Below are 19,555 nucleotides of genomic sequence, written 5' to 3'. Positions count from 1 at the left end.
CGGTGCCCACCCCTAGGGCCCGTCGTCGGCCCAGGCCGGGCGGCCGGTCTCCAGCTGCCAGAGCAGCAGGGTCCCCTGCTCGTCGGGCACGACGGGACCACCGCTGTGCCGGACGACGGTCGTCCCGGTACCGGCCCGGAGCAGCAGCCCCGCCGGCACGTCGACCGGGACGCCGGGCGCCGCCCGCACCACCCACAACTCGGCGTCGGGACGGTGCAGCCCGACCCGGCCGGTGACGCCGCGGTGCACCTCGTGGGAGGGCTCCGCGGCCGGTCGGGCGGGCCGCAGGTAGCACTGCAGCACCCGGGCGCCGTCGTCGCCGGCGGCCTCGTCGTGGACCAGACCGGTGCCCGCCCGCAGCACCGCGACGTCGCCGGGAGCCATGCGGGCGCCGTCGCCCCACCGGTGGTGCAGCGAGCCGGCCAGCACCACGGCCACGACGTCGACGCGGGCGTGCTCATGGGAGCCGTAGCTCCGGCCGCGCGCCAGCCGGTCGTCGGACACCCGCAGCAGCGGGCCCAGCGAGCCGTCGTCGGGGGCGAGCACGGTGTGCTGCGCGGGCCCGGGCGTCACGGCAGCTCCCTCGGGCGCAGCGGCAGGACGCCCATCAGCACGGCGGCGAGCAGCGTCCAGCCCAGCCCGGGCGACCAGCCGGCCAGCACGTCGGACAGGTAGTGGACGCCCAGCCACATCCGGGTGAGCCCGACCAGCACGACGAGCAGCACGCCGAGCGCCGTCCAGACCTGCCGGGCACCCGGTGCCAGCGACGGCCAGGCCAGCAGCAGGCCGACCGCGACCAGGGTCGCGATGCCCGAGGAGTGACCGCTCGGGAAGCTGAGCGAGTCGTAGCGAGCGCCGCCGTCGTCGAAGGCCGGGCGCACCCGGCCGAAGAACTCCTTGAGGGCAGCTGTCACGGGGGCGACGAGCACCGCCGCGGCGAGCACCCACAGCACCGTCCGCCAGGCCCGCCGGCGGACCAGCCAGATCAGCACCGGCACCGCCACGACGATCCGGAACCACGACAGCCCGGGTGCGGTGAGCACCTCGAGCAGCAGGTCCAGCCCGCGGCTCCGGTCGTCCCCGACGTAGACCGCCTCGCTCACCTGGGCGTCGACCACCTGCTGGGGTCCGACGCCGGTGCGCACCCCGACGCCGAGCAGCGCCAGCACCGCGGCGCAGACCGCGAGGACCCCCGGGGCCCGCGACGGGGCACGGCTGCGGGTGACGGTCGTGCCACCGTCCGGGGGAACGCTCACGGTCCTACTCTCCCCGACACGCTCCGCACGTGACACGCTGACGCGGTGAGGAGCCGGGTGATCGACCGCCCGAGCGCGGCCACCCTCCGGCGGCTCGAGCGCTCGTCGGGTGCGCTGGCCACCCAGGCCGTGGCCCGGATGGACGACGAGCTCTCCTGGTTCCGCGCGATGCCGGCCGACCAGCGCTCGTGGGTCACGCTCGTCGCGCAGGCGGGTCTGGCCTCCCTGGTCGAGTGGTGCCGCGACCCCGGCCGGCCGCCACGGCTGACCGGCGAGGTCTTCGGCGCCGCACCCCGCGAGCTCGTACGGGTCGTCGCGCTCAAGCAGACCGTCGACCTGATCAAGGTGACCGTGGAGACCCTCGAGGACCACGTGTCCTCGGTCGCCGAGCCCGGGGACGAGGAGATGCTGCGGCTGGCCGTGCTGCAGTTCAGCCGGGAGGTCGCCTTCGCCACCGCCCACGTCTACGCCAGCTTCGCGGAGAGCCGCGGGGCGTGGGACGCCCGGCTCGAGGCGCTGCTCGTCGACGCCCTCGTGCGCGGCGAACGCTCCGAGGAGCTCGCCGGCCGCGCGGCCGCCTTGGGCTGGTCGGCGATGAGCCCGGTCACCGTGGTCGTCGGGCCCACCCCCGACGGCGCGGCCGACCCGCACGCCGCCGTCCGCCGGGCCGCCCGCGCACTGCGCAGCGAGGTGCTGGTCGGCGTGCACGCCGACCAGCTGGTGGTCGTCCTGGGCGGCCACGAGGACCTGCCCTCGGTCGTGACCCGGGTGGCCGAGGAGTTCGGCCCCGGCCCGGTCGTCTCCGGTCCGGTCGTGGAGGGCCTGGGCCGCGCCGGCGAGTCGGCGGCCGCGGCGCTGGCCGGCCTGCGCGCGGCCCGGGCGTGGCCGGAGGCGCCGCGTCCGGTCACCGCCGGTGCCCTGCTCCCCGAGCGGGCCCTGGACGGCGATCCCCTGGCGCGGGCGGCGCTCCGCGACGAGGTCGCCGGGCCGCTGCACGCCGCCGGCAGCGGGGTGCTCGAGACGGTGCGCGCGGTGCTCGGCAGCGGCGGCAACCTGGAGGCCAGTGCCCGGGCGATCTTCGTCCACCCCAACACCGTGCGGTACCGGCTCAAGCGGGCCGCCGAGCTCACCGGGCTCTCGGCCACCGACCCGCGGGGCGGCTGGACCCTCCAGGTGGCGCTGGCCCTGGCCCACCTCGACCGGGAACGCTCCCTCTGGGACTGAGGAACCGTGTGGTTCCCACCACGCCACCTGGGATTTCCGGCCCGTACCGCCGCCCGCTTTGTGGGAACCCTCCAAAGATCACCTATGTGCTTTCGTGCCGTGCACCACCGCGGCCGACCGCGGTCTTTGGCACGGTGTGGGGGTGCTCGCCGTTCTCGCCCCCGGTCAGGGTGCCCAGAAGCCCGGAATGCTCGCCGACTGGCTGGAGCTCCCCGGAGCCGAGTCGTTCTTCCGCTGGGCCGGCGCCATCGCCGACGCCGACCTGCTGACGCTGGGCACCGAGGGCGACGCCGAGGCCATCGCCGACACCGCGGTCACCCAGCCGCTGGTGGTCGCCATGAGCCTGTTCGTGGCCCGCGAGCTGGGCGGGCTGCCCGGGCCGGTCACGCACACTCCCTACGCGGGCCGGGACGTCGTCATCGCCGGGCACAGCGTCGGCGAGCTGACCGCCGCGGCGGTCGCCGGCGTGCTCACCGTCGAGGCCGCGATCGCACTGACCGCCGTCCGCGGGCGCGCCATGGCCGCCGCCTGCGCACAGACACCGACCGGGATGTCCGCCGTCCTCGGGGGCGACCCCGACGAGGTGCTGGCCTCCCTCGAGCGGCACGGGCTGGCGCCGGCCAACCTCAACGGCGCCGGGCAGGTCGTGGCCGCCGGTCCCCTCGACGGTCTGGCCGCCCTAAGGGCCGACCCGCCCGCGAAGGCGCGGGTGATGCCGCTGTCGGTCGCCGGCGCGTTCCACACCCCTTTCATGGCCTCGGCCCGAGAGCAGCTCGAGGGCCTGGTCGACGGGCTGACGCCGATGGATCCGAGCCGCCTGCTGCTCTCCAACGCCGACGGCGCCGCGGTGAGCACGGGCGCCGAGGCGCTGCGGCGGTTGGTCACCCAGGTGACCAGCCCCGTCCGGTTCGACGCCTGCCTGGCCACCCTGCGGGATCTCGGCGTCTCCGCCGTGATCGAGCTGCCGCCGGCCGGCGCACTGGCCGGGCTGGCCAAACGCGAGTGGAAGGGCGCGGGCATCGAGATCCTGGCGGTGAGCAGCCCCGCCGATCTCGACCGCGCCCGGCAGCTGATCGCCGCCGAGCGCGGCCGCGCGGAGGCGGAGCACTTCCCCGACTGGCGCGTGGTCGTCGCGCCGGCCCGCGGCACGGTGAGCCCCGCGGAGGTCGCCGAGGGCTCGCACCTGCCGGCCGGGACCCCGCTGGGCTGCATCCGCGGCCGGCGCGAGGAGGTCAACGTGTCCGCGGCCTACGACGGGGTGCTGGCCGAGTGGCTGGTGCACGAGGGCGACCTCGTCGACGCCGGCGACCCGATCGCCCGTCTCTACCCGGAGGTGTCCGCGTGATCATGCTCAAGGCGAGTCAGGGCGCTCCGGGCGCCCGCATCCTCGGCCTCGGGAGCTACCGCCCGCGGCGCCGGGTCACCAACGACGAGCTCGCGCAGGTCATGGAGACCAGCGACGAGTGGATCCAGAGCCGGGTCGGGATCGCCGAGCGCCGCTGGGCCGACGACGACGAGACCCTCGTCGAGATGGCCACGGCCGCCGGCGGCAAGGCCATCGCCGCCAGCGGTCTGGCGCCGGACGAGATCGACCTGGTCGTCCTGGCCAGCGCCAGCCTGAGCCAACCCATCCCCGGCATCGGCCCGCAGGTGGCGCACCGCCTGGGCATCCCCCGCCCAGGAGCGCTGGACCTCAACGCCGGGTGCGCGGGCTTCTGCTACTCCCTCGGGCTGGTCTCCGACGCCATCCGCGCGGGCTCGGCGCGCAACGCCATCGTCGTCGGGGTGGAGCGGCTCACCGACGTCACCGACAGGACCGATCGGTCGACCGCGGTGATCTTCGCCGACGGGGCCGGGGCGGCGGTCGTCGGCCCGTCCGACGAGCCGGGCATCGGCCCGGTCGCCTGGGGCAGCGACGGCGACCAGCACTCCGCGATCGAGATCGCCGCCGGCAGCCAGTTCATGACCATGGCCGGGCAGGCGGTCTACCGCTGGGCCACGACCAAGCTCACCGAGGCGCTGACCCAGGCGATGGACCGCGCCGGGGTCACCGCCGCGGACATCGACGTGTTCGCGCCGCACCAGGCCAACCTGCGCATCATCGAGTCGATGGCCAAGCGACTGGGCTTCGGCGAGAAGACCGTCATCGCCCGCGACATCGTGCGCTCGGGCAACACGTCGGCCGCCTCCATCCCGCTGGCCCTCGAGGCGCTGACGGAGTCCGGCGAGGCGAAGTCCGGCGACCTCGCCCTGGTCCTCGGCTACGGCGCCGGCCTGACCTACGCCGGTCAGGTCCTGCGGCTGCCGTGAGACCACCCCGGAGCGCTTCCGCTCCCCACAGTTGCCGGGACACCTGGTCCCGGACGTCGACGACCGCCCCGCACCGGGGCGCCGTCCCATCCGAGAGAGAGGACCACCCCGCGTGAGCAGCACCCAGGAGATCCAGTCCGGTCTGGCCGAGATCCTGGAGGAGGTCGCCGGCGTGACCCCCGCCGACGCCACCCCCGAGAAGTCGTTCACCGAGGACCTCGACGTCGACTCCCTGTCGATGGTCGAGATCGCCACCGCGGTCGAGGACAAGTTCGGCGTCGCCATCCCCGACGACGAGCTCGGCAACATCAAGACCGTCGGCGACGCCATCAGCTACATCGAGAAGAACCAGGGCTGAGAAAGGACCCTCCTGCCCCCCACCGCTCGCACGCTCGCGGCGGGACCCTGCAGGAGGGCCGTCCGGCCGCCCGGCCAACGTTCCCAGAGGAGAAGCAATGAGCACGTCCGACGTCGTCGTCACCGGCCTCGGGGCCACCACGCCCCTGGGCGGCGACGTGCCCAGCACCTGGGATGCGCTGCTCGCCGGGCGGTCGGGGGTCAGCCGCATCACCGACGATTGGGTGAAGGAGTACCCGGCCCAGCTCGTCGCCCGCCTGTCCACCGAGCCCTCCGAGCAGCTGGACCGGGTGCGGGCCCGCCGGCTCGACCGCAGCCAGCAGGTCGCCGTCGTCGCCGCGGAGCAGGCGTGGGCCGAGTCCGGCGCCGCCGACTCCGGGGTCGCCCCCGAGCGGATCGCCGTCGTCTTCGGCACCGGGATCGGCGGGGCGCTGACCCTGCTCGGCCAGGACGACGTCCTGGAGGAGAAGGGACCGAAGCGGGTCTCCCCCTTCACCATCCCGATGCTCATGCCCAACGGGCCGGCCGCCGCGGTCGGCCTGTCCATCGGCGCGAAGGGTGGCGTGCACGCGCCGGTCAGCGCCTGTGCGTCGGGTGCGGAGGCCATCCGCTGGGGCCTGGACCTGCTCCGCTTCGACCGCGCCGACGTCGTCGTCGTCGGCGGGACCGAGGCATGCGTGCACCCGCTGCCCATGGCGGGCTTCGCGGCGATGCGCGCGATGTCCACCCGCAACGACGAGCCCGAGCGCGCCTCTCGCCCGTTCGACAAGGGCCGGGACGGCTTCGTGCTCGGCGAGGGCGCGGCCGCGCTGGTGCTGGAGCGCGCCGACTCGGCCACGGCCCGTGGGGCACGGATCCACGCCCGCCTGGCCGGCGCAGCCGGTACCGCCGACGGCTACGACCTGGTCGCCCCGCACCCGGAGGGCGAGGGCGCGTCCCGGGCCATCACCGCCGCCCTCCGCGACGCCGGCCTCACCCCGGCCGACATCGGGCACGTGAACGCCCACGCCACCTCGACCCCGGTCGGCGACACCGCCGAGGCCGCCGCCATCCGCTCCGCCATCGGCGACCACGTGCTGGTCAGCGCCACCAAGAGCCAGACCGGTCACCTGCTGGGTGCCGCCGGGGCGCTGGAGTCGGTGTTCACGATCCTCGCCCTGCGCGAGCAGGTCGTGCCGGCGACGGCGAACCTCGACGACCCGGACGACGACGCCAACGTGCAGGCCCTCGACATCGTCCGTTCGGAGCCTCGACGCACCACCCTCACCGCCGCGGTCAACGATTCGTTCGGCTTCGGCGGCCACAACATCGCGCTGGTCTTCACGACCGCCTGAGGGCGACCGCGTTCCAGCACCCCTTCCGTGGAGGTCCCGTGACGACAACGTCCGCCGCCCCGCTCCTCACCGCTCCGGACCCGCGCGACCCGGAGGACCGCCTGTCGCGGTTCTTCGATGCGGGGTCGATGGAGCTGCTGGCCTCGCGCGACACCTCCGGCGTCCTGGCCGCGCGCGGTCGCGTGTCGGGGAGCCCCGCGATCGCCTTCTGCACCGATGCCACCGTCATGGGCGGCGCGATGGGGGTCGACGGCTGCCGGCACATCGTCGACGCGATCGACACCGCGCTGCGCGAGCGGGTGCCGGTCGTGGGCATCTGGCACTCCGGCGGCGCCCGGCTCGCCGAGGGCGTCACCGCCCTGCACGCGGTGGGCGAGGTGTTCGCCGCGATGGTGCGGTCCTCGGGCCGCATCCCGCAGATCTCGGTCGTGCTGGGCGCCGCCGCCGGAGGTGCGGCCTACGGGCCGGCGCTCACCGACGTGGTGATCATGGGCCCGGCCGGCCGGGTGTTCGTGACCGGTCCGGACGTCGTCCGGTCGGTCACCGGGGAGAACGTCGACCAGGAGACGCTCGGCGGGCCCGACACCCACGGACGCCGCTCCGGCGTCGTCCACGTCGTCACCGACTCCGAGCCCGCGGCGCTGGAGACGGCGCGGCAGGCGGTGGACCTGCTGGCCGCGCAGGGGTCGTTCGCCCCCGCCGCCGACGAGCCCGACGTGGACCTCAAGGCCCTGTTGCCCGAGCAGCCGCAGCGCGCCTACGACGTGAAGCCGCTGATCACCGCGCTGCTCGACGAGCCGGGGCTGGAGCTGCACCCGCGATTCGCGCCGAACGTCGTCACGACGCTGGGCCGGCTGGCCGGGCGCACCGTCGGGGTCATCGCCAACAATCCGATCCGGCTGGGTGGCTGCCTGGACTCCGCGTCGGCGGAGAAGGCCGCCCGGTTCGTGCGCATGTGCGACGCGTTCGGGGTGCCGCTGGTGGTGCTCGTCGACGTGCCCGGCTACCTGCCCGGCGTGGGCCAGGAGTGGGACGGCGTCGTGCGGCGGGGCGCCAAGCTGCTGCACGCCTTCGCCGAGGCCGTGGTGCCGCGGGTGACGCTGGTGACCCGCAAGTCCTACGGTGGCGCCTACATCGCGATGAACTCCCGCTCGCTCGGTGCGACCGCGGTGTTCGCCTGGCCCGGGGCCGAGGTCGCCGTCATGGGCGCCAAGGCCGCGGTCGGCATCCTGCACCGCAAGAAGCTGGCCGCCGCCCAGCCCGGCGAGCGCGAGGCCCTGCACGCCCAGCTGGCCGAGGAGCACGAGCGGATCGCCGGCGGCGTGAACCGGGCCGTGCAGATCGGGGTCGTCGACGAGGTGGTGGACCCCGCCCACACCCGACGCCGGCTGATCACGGCGCTGGCCGCCGCGCCGCACGGACGCGGGGCGCACGGCAACATCCCGCTCTGAGAGCGGGCCGCGCACGGAGATGATCGTCCGGGCGCCGCTTCCCCGACGGCGCCCGGACGATCGATCTCAGGCTAGAACCAGATGAGCCGGCGGACTAGACGACCTGGTGCAGCCAGGTGACCGGGCTGCCGTCACCGGCGTGCCGGTAGACCTCGAGGTCGGCGTCCCAGGCCGCCCCGAGCAGCTCGTCGACCCCGTGCCGGAACGCCTCGATGGACGACGTCGTCGCCGCGAGGTGCCGCAGCTGCTGCTCGCTGATCATGATGTCGCCGTTGGCGCTCGTCGGCGCACGGAAGACACCGTGGCCGGGCACGTAGGACATGCGCTCGCCGTCGTTGCCGTGGCTGGCTTCCTCGGTGACCTCGAAGCGCAGCATCGGCCACTGCCGCAGGGCAGCCACCAGCCGGGCACCTGTCCCGGGCGAACCGGTCCAGGCGACCTCGGCACGGTAGGCACCGTGCGCCGCGGGCTGCTCGTCCCACGTCAGGGAGACCGGCGCGCCGACGACGCGCTCGAGCGCCCACTCGACATGCTGGCAGAGCGCTTTCGGGCACGCGTGCACGAAAACGACACCCTGGGTTGACCGTCGCTGCACGGGGCACCTCCATCGACTCGATCGGTCTCGTCTTCCCCTACGGACCCATCGATTCGGTGACGCGCTGTGTTCGGCAGTGGCGGAGCAGGGCTCCCGGGAACAGTCTGCACGATGGGAGCCCGATCGCGCCAGCCCGAGTGGGACTGTTGTTCTCCATGTGACGGAAGAGACCGGATCGACCGCTTTCCCGCTGGTCAGCAGCCATAGCACGACCCGCGGGCCCCCGTCCAGCGGGTCCGGAGTGGTCCGGCGCCGCTCGGCGACGCCGAGCGTGGGCCAGGTGGGCGCCCGGCGTGCCCGAAGCGGCGGACCGCCCCATGTCGTCACGGAGCGTAATCAATTCGCGTGACGGACAGTGGTACCACCCGCACAGCGCGGCGTGTCGCACGACCGGGACGAGCCGGCTCAGGTCGACCGCAGGGCGAACCGGTCACCACCGGCCGCCTTGGCCTGGTACATGGCGGCGTCGGCGCGGTGCAGGAGACCGGCGACGTCCTCGGCCGGCAGCACCTCGGCGACGCCGATGCTGGCGGTGACGCCTCCGCGGGCGCCCACCAGGGCGACCGCCTGCCGCAGCCGCTCGGCCAGCATCTCCCCGGAGAAGGCCTCCGACACCTCGGCCAGCACGGCGAACTCGTCACCGCCCAGCCGGGCCACCGTGTCGGTCTCCCGGACGGCGACACCGAGGACCGAGGCGACGGCCTGGAGCAGCGCGTCGCCGGCGGCGTGCCCGTCGCGGTCGTTGACCGCCTTGAAACCGTCGAGGTCGACGACGCAGACCACCGTCCGGTGGCCCCGGGCCGCCCCCTCCACCGCCAGCGGCAGACGCTCGATCAGCGTCCGCCGGTTCGGGATCCCGGTGAGCGGGTCGGTGGCGGCCAGCGTCCGCTGCGTGCCGATCAGCTCGAGCTGACGGTCGTGCGCGGCCCACGCGTTGGCCGAGGCCATGGTGCAGATGAGCGTGAAGGCGATCATGACAGTGAGGAAGAACGCCGCGTTGGTCGTCATCCCCGACGTCCCCGCCAACGCGACGTAGCCCACCGTCATCGACGTGCCCATGGCGACGACCCCGTAGGGGGGGTAGGCCACGGCCATGTAGGTCAGGGTCAGGAAGAGCAGCGCGTCCAGCGGACTCTCGGCCCCGCCGTCGAGCCAGGTCGAGAACAGGATGACCGCCGTCGTGGCCAGGGTCCACAGGTAGAACATCGTGGGCCCGCGGCGGTCCCGCATCATGTCCTGCAGCGGCAGGAGCAGCAGCGCCGGGGACACCAGCACGACCAGCGCGCCGAGCGCCAGGAAAAGCGGGTGCTGCCTGCCCGGGGTGTCGGTGTGGACCACGTAGACCAGCACGGAGACGGCGCCGATCTCGGTGATCAGCACGCCGTAGCGGACGTGCCGCACCCAGTAGGCGGCACGGTCGTCGTCGGTGGCCAGCGGCCGGTAGAGGCCGTCGAGGACCACGGCGAGGAGCCGGCGGACGGCTCCCGCTGCGCGGCCGCCCGCCGGCGCACCGCCGCTGCGGCGGTCCCCCGTGAGTGCGCTGGTCACATCCCGGCGATCGGCGTCGCCGGTCGTCCGCTTGACCGGACCTCACCCGCGGGGGTGAGGACCGGTTGCGGGGGCGGGCGCCGCGACTCATGCCTGCCGGGCAGTCGCCTGGGTAGGCCCGGGACATGGGACGACAGCAGGGCATGTCCGACGCCGGGCGCGAGGAGGTCGGCGCGCGGGTGCTGAGCGCGTGGGATGCCTTCATCGCCGCGGCCGAGCGGGTCGAGTTGAGCCGCCCCTCACGGCTGCCGGGGTGGCGCGCCCACGAGATCTGCGTGCACCTGGGGTGCTGGGACGACCACACGGCGATGGCCGACCTGATCGCGTCCGCCCGCACCGGGGCGACCGGCGCGCAGCCCGATCCGGACGCGGTGAACGCCCGCGTCACCGCCGCGCACGCCGGGGCGACGCGGGCCGACGTGCTCGATGCGCTCCGCCGCAACCGGGACGCCACCGCCCGGTACCTGGCCGAGGAGCCGGTCGAGCTCGACACCACCCCCACGGTGTCGGTGGTCGGGCGGGTGCCGCTCCTGAGCGTCGTCCTCGGGCAGGCCTACGAACTGGCCGTGCACGGCCTGGACCTCGTCTCGTGCGGCGCGGAGCCACCGCCGCCGGAGGTGCTCCAGTCGGGCCTGGCGGCCCTCACCGACGTCACGGGGGCGCTGGCCACCTCGTGCGGCATCACCGGCGAGGTCACCCTGGCCACGCCGGACGGCGGCTGGTCGTTCGCCGCCGATCCCCAGGGCTGGGTCGTGCGGCCGGTGCCCGGCGGCACCCACGAAGGGCCCGCGGTCGAGGCGTCGGCCGAGCTGCTGCTCGACGCGGCGGCGGGGCGCACCAACCCGGTGCCGGCCGTCGCGCGCCGGCAGCTCAAGGTGCACGACGTCGGTGGCCTGCTGGTGCTGGCACCGATCGTGCAGAAGGTGCCGGGCATCCCGGGCGGTCCGATCCTGCAGCTCGCGGCACGCACCGTGGGCGGCGCGGGCGGTGTGCTCGGCCGGCTGCTCAGGAGGGGCTGACGCCCGCGCGCCGTCGTCGGAACCAGAGCGTGCCCACCACCGCGAGCGCGATCACCGGGAGCGCCGTCGCCGCCGTGGCGCTGGACACCAGCGCGGGAGCCGAGGCGCCGACCCCCACCTGCACCACGGTGCTCGGCAGGATCCCCAGGGCGGTCGCCGTGAGGTAGGGCAGCAGCCGCATCGCGGTCAGCCCGGCGCCGTAGCTGAGGACGACGAAGGGCACCACGGGAACCAGCCGGCCGATCAGCAGCGCGACGAAGCCGCGGTCGACCAGCAGGCGGTCCAACCGGGCCAGCCGCGGTCCGGCCAGCCGGGTGACCGCCGCCCGGCCCAGCCAGCGGGCGAGCCCGAAGCTGCCGACGGCGCCCAGCATCGCCCCGGCCAGGGCCACGAGCAGCCCGGGCCCGAACCCGGCGACCAGGCCGAGCAGCACCGAGACGGCCGTGCGCGGCACCGGCGCCATGAGGACCACGCCGACGCCCGCGACCAGCGCGGCCCACCCCGCCGCACCGACGCCGTCCAGCCAGCGCCGGACGACGTCGACGTCGGGGAGCTCCACGGTGAGGGCGAGCACCAGGCCCGCCCCCAGCAGCAGCGCCAGCAGGGATGCGCGCAGCCAGGTGGTGTCAGCCCTCTCCCGCGCTCGCACCGCTCCATGATCGGGCACGGGCGCCCCTCGGCTCAGCAGCCGCCGAGGGAGATTCCGTGCCGGGCCAGCCATGGCACCGGGTTGGTGCGATCCACGTAGAGGCCACCGGTGTGCACCTCGAAGTGCAGGTGGGGCCCGGTGGACTGACCGCGGTTGCCGACCTCGGCGATCTGCTGGCCCGCCGAGACGACCTGTCCGGGGCTGACGAAGAACTTGTTGACGTGGCCGTACACCGTGATCACGCCGTCGCCGTGCTGCACCGCGACCGCCAGGCCGAATCCGCTGGCCGGGCCGGCCTGGAGCACCACGCCTCCGTCGGGGGCGTGCACCGGCGTGCCGATCGGGGCGGCGATGTCGACGCCGGCGTGCAGGGTGCCCCAGCGCGAGCCGTAGCAGGAGGTGACCCGGCCGTTGGTCAGGCCCGCACCACCACCGGCGCCGCCGCCGGCCGAGGCGAGGCTCCGCGTGGGAGCGCCCTGTGCACTCGGGGTCGGGGTCGGGGTCGGGGTCGGGGTCGGGGTCGGGGTCGGGGTCGGCGTCCTGGTGACGGTGACGGCCGCGGCCCGGGCGGCGGCCTCGGCCTGGGCCCGCTGCTGTGCCTCCCACGCCTCCGCGGCGTCGCGGGCGCCCTCCATCTCGAGCAGCCGGATCTCGGCCGCGCGCAGCTGCTGGTCGAGGGCCGCCTTGTCGGCGGCGACGGCGTCGAACTCGACCTGGGCGCCCGCCATCTGCGCCTCGGCGGCGGCGTGGGCCTCCGCGGCGGCGCCGGCCGCGCGGTCGCGCTCGACGACGGATTCCTGGGCCGCCCGCTCCGCGCGGGCCTGCTGGACCTCGACGACCTCCATCGCGCGCATCGTCTTCGCACGTTCGGCGCCGAGGACGTCGAGCGTGGCGGCCTGCTGGAGCAGCTCTCCAGGGCCCTCGGCGTCGAGGAGCAGGTGCATGTCCCCGAAGGTCTCCTGGCCCCCACCCATGTAGGCGGAGCGGCCGATCTCGGCGACCTCGTCCTCGGCCTGCTCGACGGCCCGCTCCGCATCCTGGAGCGCCGCGGCCGCGTACCAGGCCTGCAGCGAAGCGGCGTCGAGGGCTGCCTGGGCGGCGAGCGCCTCGCCACTGGCGGCCTCGGCCTCGAGGGTCATCCGCTGGAGCTTCTGCTCGGCCTCGGCGACCCGGGCGCCGATCGCGGCGACCTCCGCCGCGACGGCGTCGTGCTCCGACTGGGCGGCGTCGACCCGGGCGTCGTCGGCGGGAGCGGCGGTCGCCGCCGGCGCGCCGATCAGCGCGGCGGCGAGCAGTGCGGTGGTGGTGAGGGACGTCCGGAGGCGTCGGCGACGGGGCGAGGGGGTAGTGCTGCGGTGGTGCAGGGTCGCCAAGGCGACGGTTCTCCATTCCTCACGACCGCCTACCGAGTTAGCTGACGGGTTCGGGCCGTTAGGTGCCCTACCTGTCCGCGCGAGGTGCACGGGCAGGATTCACCCCAGAACTGCGATGGGTCCCCGGTCCCCCCGGCCATCAGGCCGGCGGGTTCGGCGGGGTCCGGCCGAGGCCCTCGGGTTCGACGGCTGTGCTCGGTGGACCGCAGGGGACGGTACAAGCCAAACCTGGGAATGTCACAGCCGGATAACGGGAACTTTGGCAACATCGGGGCGAACTCGCCGACGCGACCAGCGGGACGGCTGGGCAGCGGGTTCCACGGGTGTGAGGCATGCCTCTCTGGCAGGCTGTGGCCGCCGGGGCGGTAGCTCAGCCGGTCAGAGCATGGGACTCATAATCCCTGGGTCGTGGGTTCGAGCCCCACCCGCCCCACCGCGAGGAGAGGAAGCCACCCGTGCCGTCGGACGACGCGCTCGCCGGCCGCGCGCAGGCCGTGCTGGACATCCCGCTGCACCGCTTCCTCGGCATCGACCTGCGCCGGCGGGACGACCCGGCCGCGGGGATCTGGTTCGCCGTCGACTCCCCCGCGCTGAACCCGGCGGCGATGCTGCACGGCGGCGTCGTCTACACGGTCCTGGACGTGGCCGCCTTCCTGGCGCTGCTGCCCCACCTGACCGACGGCGAGCACGCGGTGACCCACGACCTCACGGCGTCGCTGCTGCGACCGGTTCCGGCAGGTGCCCGCGTGGACGTCACCGCCTCGGTGCTGCGCCGCGGCCGTGCGGTCGCCTTCCTGCGCACGGAGGCCTGGGTCGACGGGCAGCTGGTGGCCGCGGGCCAGGTCACCAAGACGGTCGTTCCCGTCAGCTGATCCCGACCGGCCGCCCGGCGGCCTCCGGCAGACGCCCCAGGCCCGGGACGAACCTGCCGGCCGTCGCCGCGTAGGCGTCGTACGCCGCGCCGTGCACGGCCCGGAGGTAGGGCTCCTCCACGGCGCGGACCTGCAGCTGGACGGCGACGACGAGTGCCGCCAGCGCGAGGACCCCGACCCACGTCGGCACCGTCAGCACGATCCCGAGCTGGGCGACTCCCATCGCGGTGAAGACCGGATTGCGAACGTGCGCGAAGACGCCCGCCGTCACCAGCTCGGTGCGCTCGCCGGTATCGACGCCGATCCGCCAGGACGTGCCCATGCCGGTCTGCGCGGCCAGGGTGGCGGCGAATCCGGCGAACGCCACCGCGAGTCCGGCTCCCTGGAGGGCGAGCGGCGGGTCCGTCGGCACCACACCGGCGATCGCGAGCAGCGGACCGCCGAGGCCGAGGACGATCGCGGCGACGAACAGCGCCCCGCCCCACCAGCCCGCATCCGCCGGGGTGCCGGAGATGCCGTGGAACCCGGCCGAGCCGGTGCGTCGCTGTTGCACCCAGGACCGGACGCCGAAGAGGACGACCAGCGCCATCACGTACAGGACCAGCGCGGCGACGGTCATCGGCCCGGCTCGCGCATCGAGACCTGGAGCGGCTCCGCCGCCGACGGCACGCAGCAGGCGTCGGTGCAGCCGTCGTCGCAGGAGCAGCCCTCTCCGGCCGCGCCGGGGAGGGCCGGGCCGCAGCCGCAGCCCTCGCCCCGCCACGCCTCGCGTCCTTCGCGGACGGCGACGGCGGCGATGACCAGCCCGGCGACCGGGTCGGCCCATCCCCAGCCGAGGGTCGCGTTGAGGAGCAGGCCGAGGAGCAGCACCGCGGACAGGTAGGTGCACAGCAGCGTCTGGGTCGAGTCGGCGACGACGGCGCGCGACCCGAGGGCCCGGCCTGTGCGGCGCTGCGCCCAGGAGAGGAAGGGCATGACGAGCAGGGAGGCGATCGCCAACCCGATGCCGACCGGCGACGCGTCGGGGTCCGCACCCGTGACGAGCGCCCGGACCGATTCGACGCCGACGTAGGCAGCGAGGGCGAAGAAGGCCAGGGCCATCAGGCGCAGCGCCTGCCGCTCGCGCGACTCGGGCAACCGGTGGCGGAACTGCCACAGGATGATCAGCCCGCTGGACACCTCGACGACCGAGTCGAGCCCGAACCCGATGAGGGCGACCGACCCGGCGGCGAGCCCGGCGGCGATGGCGATGACCGCCTCGACCACGTTGTAGGTGACCGAGGCGCCGGCCAGCAGCTGCGCGCGCCGGCCGAGCCGGGTGCGCTCGCCGGGCGTCAGGGTCGCCGTCATCGCGCGGCCTGCTCGCCGTAAACCGAGCACAGGGCCACGGCGTCACCGGTCGCGGCCAGCAGCCGCTCGGTCGAGGCGAGGACGTCCATCAGTGCGGCGGGGTGCTGGAGCGACCACATCGACGCCCGCCCCGCGGGCCGCGACGACACGAGGCCGCAGTCGCGCAGGCAGGCCAGGTGGGCCGAGACGGTGGACTGGGCCAGGCCCAGGTGCGCGGTGAGTTCGACGACCTTGCGCTCGCCCGAGGCGAGGTGCTGCAGGATCGCCAGCCGGGTCGGGTCGCCCAGGCTCCGGAACAGGCAGGCCGCCGCCGACAGCGCCGCCGCCTCGTCCACGACCGGCCGGCCCTGCGCGACGTCATTCATCGTCATGTAGCGATGTTAGCGCTCGTAGGCGCGGGCGACCACCACCCTTCCCCGCGGCCACCGCTGGTCAAGCGCCCTTGACATCGCCACCGGTGTCAAGCACGCTTTTCATGTCAAGGTCGCTTGACCAGACGAGGAGTCATGAGGAACGACGTCAAGGAACTGCGCGTGGCCGCCGGCCTCTCGCAACGCGAGCTCGCGGAGGCGCTCGAGGTCTCGAGGCAGACCGTCAACTCCATCGAGACCGGCCGCTACGACCCGTCCCTGCCCCTGGCCATCGCCATCGCCCGGCACTTCGCCCGCACCGTCGAGGAGATCTTCCATGTCGACTGACCGCTTCACCGGGAAGCAGATCGCCCAGTTCCTCGTGACCTTCGCCATCGCCCTCGCGGTGCTGCTCACCGTCGGCCTGCTGCTGCGCGAGCACGGTCCGGGCAACATGGGCACCGGGATGCTCCAGGGAGCAGCGGTCGGCCTGCTGGCCACCGCGGTGGTGGGGTGGCGCGTGCTCCGGCGGCCCGGGCGGCTCACCACCTTCGAGCGCGCCTGGACGCAGACCGGCGACGAGCGGGACGACGCCGTCCTGACCCGCGCCCTGGCGGTCCTGGGCCTCGCCGCCTTCCCGCTGACCGCGACCGCCGCGATCGCCATCGCCTTCGGCGCGTCGGTGGAGATGTGCCTGGCGCTGCTGCTGTTCGCCGAGATCGGGGTCGGCACGGTGGCGTTCGCGGTCATCAGCCGGCGGAGCTGACGCCCCGGAGCCGGTTCGCCGTGCTGAGCGCGGCGTCCTGGGCGAGGCTGTGGTCATGACGACCCCCGAGCCGCAGCCCCGCGACATCGCCCTCGAGCAGGAGACCCCCGAGCAGGCCGCCGACCTCGAGGCGCAGAGCGAGCCCGAGGGGACGACCGACGAGGCCGTCGGCGGCGCGCACCCCTCCTAGGATCCGGCGCCGAGCCGCTGGTCGTCGATCCGCTTGTCGGCCACGTAGTACAGCGTGCTGCCGGCCGGCACCGGCTCGTCCCACGGTGGGCTCACCCGCAGACCGCCCTCCCCGCGCAGTGCCAGCACGGTCGCCCCGAAGATGCGTCCGAAGTAGGTCTGGCACTCCCCGAACGTGGCGTGCGGAAAGCCCGTCGACACCCGCACCGAGTAGGTGTTGCCGTGCCCGCCGCTGCTCATCAGCTCGTTGTAGACCTGCGTGATCCCCGGCTCGGTCGCCTCCTCCGTGAGCAGAAAGGGCGTGTGCCACTGCACCACCTGGACGCCGGGGTTGACGTAGCGCAGGCTCTCGCGGCGGCCGAGGTCACGGACCGCCGCGACCAGATGGATGTCCGGATTCGCGTGGTCGACACCGACGGCGATCGCGAGGGTCTCGTTGTCGTCCCGCCCGTCGATCACCGCCGTCCGGGCGCGGGCCACGCCGGCGCGGGTCATCACGTCCTCGCGGGTCAGGTCACCGCGGACGAAGTGAACCGCCGACTCGTCGGGCAGCGGGTTCTCGACGACGTCGTCCCAGGCGCACAGCGCGACCTCGAATCGCCCCTCCGCGGTCAGCTCGGCGACCATCCGCTCGGTACGCCCGGGCCAGTAGCCCAGCAGCACCACATGACCGGACAGGTCCAGGGTGACCACTCCTCTCGCGCGTCTTCCTCTGACCGACTGCAGCGCGTTCGACAGCTGGGTGAACAACAACGTCAGGGTGACGATGCCACCGATGATCACGTACAGGCCGACCACCCGTCCCGCGACAGAGACCGGGAACACGTCGCCGTAGCCGACGGTGGACGCCGTGACGACGAAGTACCACCAGTAGGTCCGGGGATCGACGATGTCGCTCCCCGCGGGCTCCAGCAGCGCCATGGCCAGCCAGCTCGTGGCGAAGACGGCCACCGCGACGGCCAGCGGCAGCCGCCAGCCGCGGAGCCGCAGCCGGACGTACCGGGACATGCGCTGGATCAGGAACGGCACCATGACTCCCGCGAGGACCGGAGGGACAGCGAAAGCTACCGGGCGCACCGGCGGCCGCGTACGAGGACCTGACAGCGAGCGGACCGCCGGCCTGCGGGAAAGTTCCTCGGTGGGCTGCTCGACGACTCCAGGACGTCGGTCGGGTTGCCTACGTCCGAGGGCTGACCGGCGAGCACGATCCGACTCGCTCCGCGTCGACCGGGCGTCGCGTCCGGGCCCGTCACGCCGCACGACGAGCAGCATGCCCCGCGCGGTCGTAGCGTCCGATGCGTGACCGCTCCCAGCCCCGACTTCTACGTCATGGACGATCTCCTCGAGCCCGAGGAGATCGCCATCCGCGACCGGGTCCGCGCCTTCTGCGAGAAGGAGATCGACCCGACGATCAACGAGTACTGGGACCGCGCCGAGTTCCCCTTCGAGATCGTGCCGAAGCTCGCGGGTCTCGGCGTCGTCGGCGGCACCATCGAGGGGTACGGCTGCCCGGGGATGAGCAACGTCGCGGCCGGCCTGGTCGCGGCCGAGCTCGCCCGCTCCGACGGCAGCATCGGCACGTTCAACGGGGTGCACAGCTTCCTGGCCATGCAGTCGATCGCGGTGCTCGGCTCGGAGGAGCAGCGGGAGCGCTGGCTGCCCGAGATGGCGCGGCTGGAGAAGATCGGCGCCTTCGGTCTCACCGAGCCCGCCCACGGCTCCGACGCCGTCGGGCTGGAGACGTCCGCCCGCCGGGACGGCGACTCCTTCGTGCTCAACGGCCAGAAGAAGTGGATCGGCAACGGCTCGATCGCCGACTACGTGATCATCTGGGCCCGCGGCGAGGACGGCGCCGTCGGCGGCTACGTCGTCGAGACGGGCGGGCGGGAGGGCGAGCTGCCGGGCTTCGAGGCCACCGTCATGACCGGCAAGACCGCACTGCGGGCCGTCTGGCAGGCCGAGCTCACGCTGACCGACGTCCGGGTTCCGGTCGAGAACAAGCTCGCCGAGTGCCACTCGTTCAAGGACGTCTCCCGGATGCTCGACCGCACCCGGTACACCGTCGCCTGGCGGGCGCTGGGGCTCGCGATGGCCTCCTACGAGCTGGCCCTGGCCCACGCGCTGCGGCGGGAGCAGTTCGGCCAGCCGATCGCCGGGTTCCAGCTGGTGCAGGACAAGCTGGCGCGCATGCTGGCCGAGATCACCTCGATGCAGCTGATGTGCTGGCGGCTGTCCACGCTCGCCGACGCCGGCCGGATGACGGCGGCGATGGCGTCACTGGCCAAGATGAACCACGCGGCCAAGGCCCGGGCGATCGTCGCTGACGCCCGCGACATCCTCGGCGGTGACGGCATCCTGCTCGAGCACCACGTGGCCCGTCATCACGCCGATATGGAGGCGATCTTCACGTTCGAGGGCACCGACTCCGTGCAGGCACTGATCGTCGGTCGGGAGATCACCGGCATGTCGGCGATCAGCGGGCGCAAGCCGACCCGGGGTTGATCGCGCCGGGCCGGGCGCTCCCGGGCGTCAGCGTGCGGAGGTGAGCGTCTTCCCGACGGCTGTCACCTTCGCGCACTCGGGGCAGGCGGTGCGCCCGGCACCGACCCGCGTCCACTTCTGCGAGCCCCAGATCTGGACGATCGCGCCGCACACGGCCAGTTCGATCTCGCCGTCCAGTTCGGCCGGCGGGCGGTGCGCCTCGACCGCGTGCCAGGGGTGTGCCTGCTCGGCCGGCTCACCGCTGGACCAGCGGTCCGGCCGGGCGAACCCTACGGCGTACGTGTCCACGAAACCTTCTGTGCCCTGTTCCACAGTCGGTCAATCACGCTCGTTCGGGCGAATGCGACCGGAGCGTCTGCCACGGGCCGGCGTGGGACCCCAGGCGCGCAGTGGCGCAGCCGCGCTACCGT

23 protein-coding genes, 1 tRNA gene and 1 riboswitch are annotated in these 19,555 nt (G+C 74.1%); of the genes, 13 read left to right on the top strand and 11 right to left on the bottom strand.

Annotation, left to right across the window (positions count from 1 at the left end):
* Positions 1–12: 12 nt before the first annotated feature.
* Both RM425_RS09735 and RM425_RS09730 read right to left on the bottom strand, forming a co-directional pair.
* A complete protein-coding gene (locus RM425_RS09735; protein WP_311344995.1) occupies positions 13–573 on the bottom strand; it encodes a pirin family protein in 561 nt (186 codons plus the stop codon).
* Positions 570–1,256, bottom strand: coding sequence for a phosphatase PAP2 family protein (locus RM425_RS09730; RefSeq protein WP_311344994.1), 687 nt, complete (start codon positions 1,254–1,256; stop codon positions 570–572). Before RM425_RS09730 ends, RM425_RS09735 begins: the two co-directional genes overlap by 4 nt.
* A gap of 57 nt (positions 1,257–1,313) precedes the next feature.
* Here RM425_RS09730 and RM425_RS09725 point away from each other — a divergent pair, with 57 nt between their 5' ends.
* The 6 genes from RM425_RS09725 to RM425_RS09700 all read left to right on the top strand — a co-directional run bounded on the left by RM425_RS09725 (position 1,314) and on the right by RM425_RS09700 (position 7,932).
* Positions 1,314–2,480 (top strand): PucR family transcriptional regulator, encoded by a 1,167-nt coding sequence (locus RM425_RS09725; RefSeq protein WP_311344993.1) that lies wholly within the window; start codon positions 1,314–1,316, stop codon positions 2,478–2,480.
* A gap of 142 nt (positions 2,481–2,622) precedes the next feature.
* On the top strand, positions 2,623–3,825 hold the full coding sequence (locus RM425_RS09720; protein ID WP_311344992.1) for an acyltransferase domain-containing protein: 1,203 nt from the start codon (positions 2,623–2,625) through the stop codon (positions 3,823–3,825).
* A 2-nt stretch (positions 3,826–3,827) separates the two neighbouring features.
* Positions 3,828–4,790 carry a beta-ketoacyl-ACP synthase III gene (locus RM425_RS09715; protein ID WP_311345112.1) on the top strand — a complete coding sequence of 321 codons (963 nt, stop codon included), beginning with the start codon at positions 3,828–3,830 and terminating at the stop codon, positions 4,788–4,790.
* Positions 4,791–4,902: 112 nt separating this feature from the next.
* Positions 4,903–5,148, top strand: coding sequence for an acyl carrier protein (locus tag RM425_RS09710; RefSeq protein ID WP_040336827.1), 246 nt, complete (start codon positions 4,903–4,905; stop codon positions 5,146–5,148).
* Between the two features lie 97 nt (positions 5,149–5,245).
* The gene (locus RM425_RS09705) at positions 5,246–6,481 is read left to right on the top strand and encodes a beta-ketoacyl-[acyl-carrier-protein] synthase family protein (RefSeq protein WP_311344991.1); all 1,236 of its coding nucleotides are present in this window, start codon (positions 5,246–5,248) and stop codon (positions 6,479–6,481) included.
* Between the two features lie 38 nt (positions 6,482–6,519).
* A complete protein-coding gene (locus tag RM425_RS09700; RefSeq protein ID WP_311344990.1) occupies positions 6,520–7,932 on the top strand; it encodes an acyl-CoA carboxylase subunit beta in 1,413 nt (470 codons plus the stop codon).
* A gap of 94 nt (positions 7,933–8,026) precedes the next feature.
* Here RM425_RS09700 and RM425_RS09695 read toward each other — a convergent pair whose 3' ends face one another.
* A complete protein-coding gene (locus RM425_RS09695) occupies positions 8,027–8,494 on the bottom strand; it encodes a DUF3145 domain-containing protein (RefSeq protein ID WP_311344989.1) in 468 nt (155 codons plus the stop codon).
* Between the two features lie 438 nt (positions 8,495–8,932).
* Positions 8,933–10,075, bottom strand: coding sequence for a GGDEF domain-containing protein (locus RM425_RS09690; RefSeq protein ID WP_311344988.1), 1,143 nt, complete (start codon positions 10,073–10,075; stop codon positions 8,933–8,935).
* Between the two features lie 125 nt (positions 10,076–10,200).
* Between RM425_RS09690 and RM425_RS09685 the strand changes: the two genes are divergently transcribed.
* Positions 10,201–11,094 carry a maleylpyruvate isomerase N-terminal domain-containing protein gene (locus RM425_RS09685; protein ID WP_311344987.1) on the top strand — a complete coding sequence of 298 codons (894 nt, stop codon included), beginning with the start codon at positions 10,201–10,203 and terminating at the stop codon, positions 11,092–11,094.
* On the opposite strand, the gene RM425_RS09680 is transcribed toward RM425_RS09685, so the two are convergent.
* Positions 11,081–11,743, bottom strand: a complete 663-nt coding sequence (locus tag RM425_RS09680; protein WP_311344986.1) for a TVP38/TMEM64 family protein — start codon at positions 11,741–11,743, stop codon at positions 11,081–11,083. The genes RM425_RS09685 and RM425_RS09680 overlap by 14 nt on opposite strands.
* Positions 11,744–11,775: 32 nt before the next feature.
* Positions 11,776–13,116 carry a M23 family metallopeptidase gene (locus RM425_RS09675; protein WP_311344985.1) on the bottom strand — a complete coding sequence of 447 codons (1,341 nt, stop codon included), beginning with the start codon at positions 13,114–13,116 and terminating at the stop codon, positions 11,776–11,778.
* A gap of 11 nt (positions 13,117–13,127) precedes the next feature.
* A riboswitch (cyclic di-AMP (ydaO/yuaA leader) is annotated at positions 13,128–13,285 on the bottom strand.
* A gap of 190 nt (positions 13,286–13,475) precedes the next feature.
* On the opposite strand from RM425_RS09675, the gene RM425_RS09670 reads away from it, so the two are divergent.
* Positions 13,476–13,549: transfer RNA gene (locus RM425_RS09670), tRNA-Ile, on the top strand.
* A gap of 22 nt (positions 13,550–13,571) precedes the next feature.
* Entirely contained in the window at positions 13,572–13,988 is a 417-nt protein-coding gene (locus RM425_RS09665; RefSeq protein ID WP_311344984.1) for a PaaI family thioesterase, read from the top strand.
* On the opposite strand, the gene RM425_RS09660 is transcribed toward RM425_RS09665, so the two are convergent.
* Genes RM425_RS09660 through RM425_RS09650 form a run of 3 tightly spaced genes read right to left on the bottom strand, consistent with a single transcriptional unit; the run spans position 13,981 to position 15,709 of the window.
* Entirely contained in the window at positions 13,981–14,607 is a 627-nt protein-coding gene (locus RM425_RS09660) for a methyltransferase family protein (protein WP_311344983.1), read from the bottom strand. The two genes, RM425_RS09665 and RM425_RS09660, sit on opposite strands and share 8 nt — an antisense overlap.
* Positions 14,604–15,338, bottom strand: coding sequence for a cation transporter (locus RM425_RS09655; RefSeq protein WP_311344982.1), 735 nt, complete (start codon positions 15,336–15,338; stop codon positions 14,604–14,606). Before RM425_RS09655 ends, RM425_RS09660 begins: the two co-directional genes overlap by 4 nt.
* On the bottom strand, positions 15,335–15,709 hold the full coding sequence (locus tag RM425_RS09650) for an ArsR/SmtB family transcription factor (RefSeq protein WP_311344981.1): 375 nt from the start codon (positions 15,707–15,709) through the stop codon (positions 15,335–15,337). The genes RM425_RS09655 and RM425_RS09650 overlap by 4 nt, the downstream gene beginning before the upstream one ends.
* Positions 15,710–15,844: 135 nt before the next feature.
* Between RM425_RS09650 and RM425_RS09645 the strand changes: the two genes are divergently transcribed.
* Genes RM425_RS09645 through RM425_RS09635 form a run of 3 tightly spaced genes read left to right on the top strand, consistent with a single transcriptional unit; the run spans position 15,845 to position 16,644 of the window.
* A complete protein-coding gene (locus tag RM425_RS09645; protein WP_311344980.1) occupies positions 15,845–16,036 on the top strand; it encodes a helix-turn-helix transcriptional regulator in 192 nt (63 codons plus the stop codon).
* On the top strand, positions 16,026–16,454 hold the full coding sequence (locus RM425_RS09640) for a hypothetical protein (RefSeq protein ID WP_311344979.1): 429 nt from the start codon (positions 16,026–16,028) through the stop codon (positions 16,452–16,454). The genes RM425_RS09645 and RM425_RS09640 overlap by 11 nt, the downstream gene beginning before the upstream one ends.
* A gap of 55 nt (positions 16,455–16,509) precedes the next feature.
* Complete coding sequence (locus tag RM425_RS09635) at positions 16,510–16,644, top strand: hypothetical protein (protein ID WP_255411201.1); 135 nt, start codon at positions 16,510–16,512, stop codon at positions 16,642–16,644.
* Here RM425_RS09635 and RM425_RS09630 read toward each other — a convergent pair.
* A complete protein-coding gene (locus RM425_RS09630) occupies positions 16,641–17,675 on the bottom strand; it encodes an ion channel (protein WP_311344978.1) in 1,035 nt (344 codons plus the stop codon). The two genes, RM425_RS09635 and RM425_RS09630, sit on opposite strands and share 4 nt — an antisense overlap.
* A 267-nt stretch (positions 17,676–17,942) precedes the next feature.
* Here RM425_RS09630 and RM425_RS09625 point away from each other — a divergent pair, with 267 nt between their 5' ends.
* Entirely contained in the window at positions 17,943–19,145 is a 1,203-nt protein-coding gene (locus RM425_RS09625) for an acyl-CoA dehydrogenase family protein (protein WP_311344977.1), read from the top strand.
* A gap of 27 nt (positions 19,146–19,172) precedes the next feature.
* On the opposite strand, the gene RM425_RS09620 is transcribed toward RM425_RS09625, so the two are convergent.
* On the bottom strand, positions 19,173–19,433 hold the full coding sequence (locus RM425_RS09620) for a hypothetical protein (RefSeq protein ID WP_311344976.1): 261 nt from the start codon (positions 19,431–19,433) through the stop codon (positions 19,173–19,175).
* Between the last annotated feature and the right edge of the window lie 122 nt (positions 19,434–19,555).

Origin of the sequence: Blastococcus goldschmidtiae (assembly GCF_031845325.1) — a bacterium.
Lineage (GTDB): Bacteria > Actinomycetota > Actinomycetes > Mycobacteriales > Geodermatophilaceae > Blastococcus > Blastococcus goldschmidtiae.
This window is presented reverse-complemented; position numbering and strand designations above follow the sequence as displayed.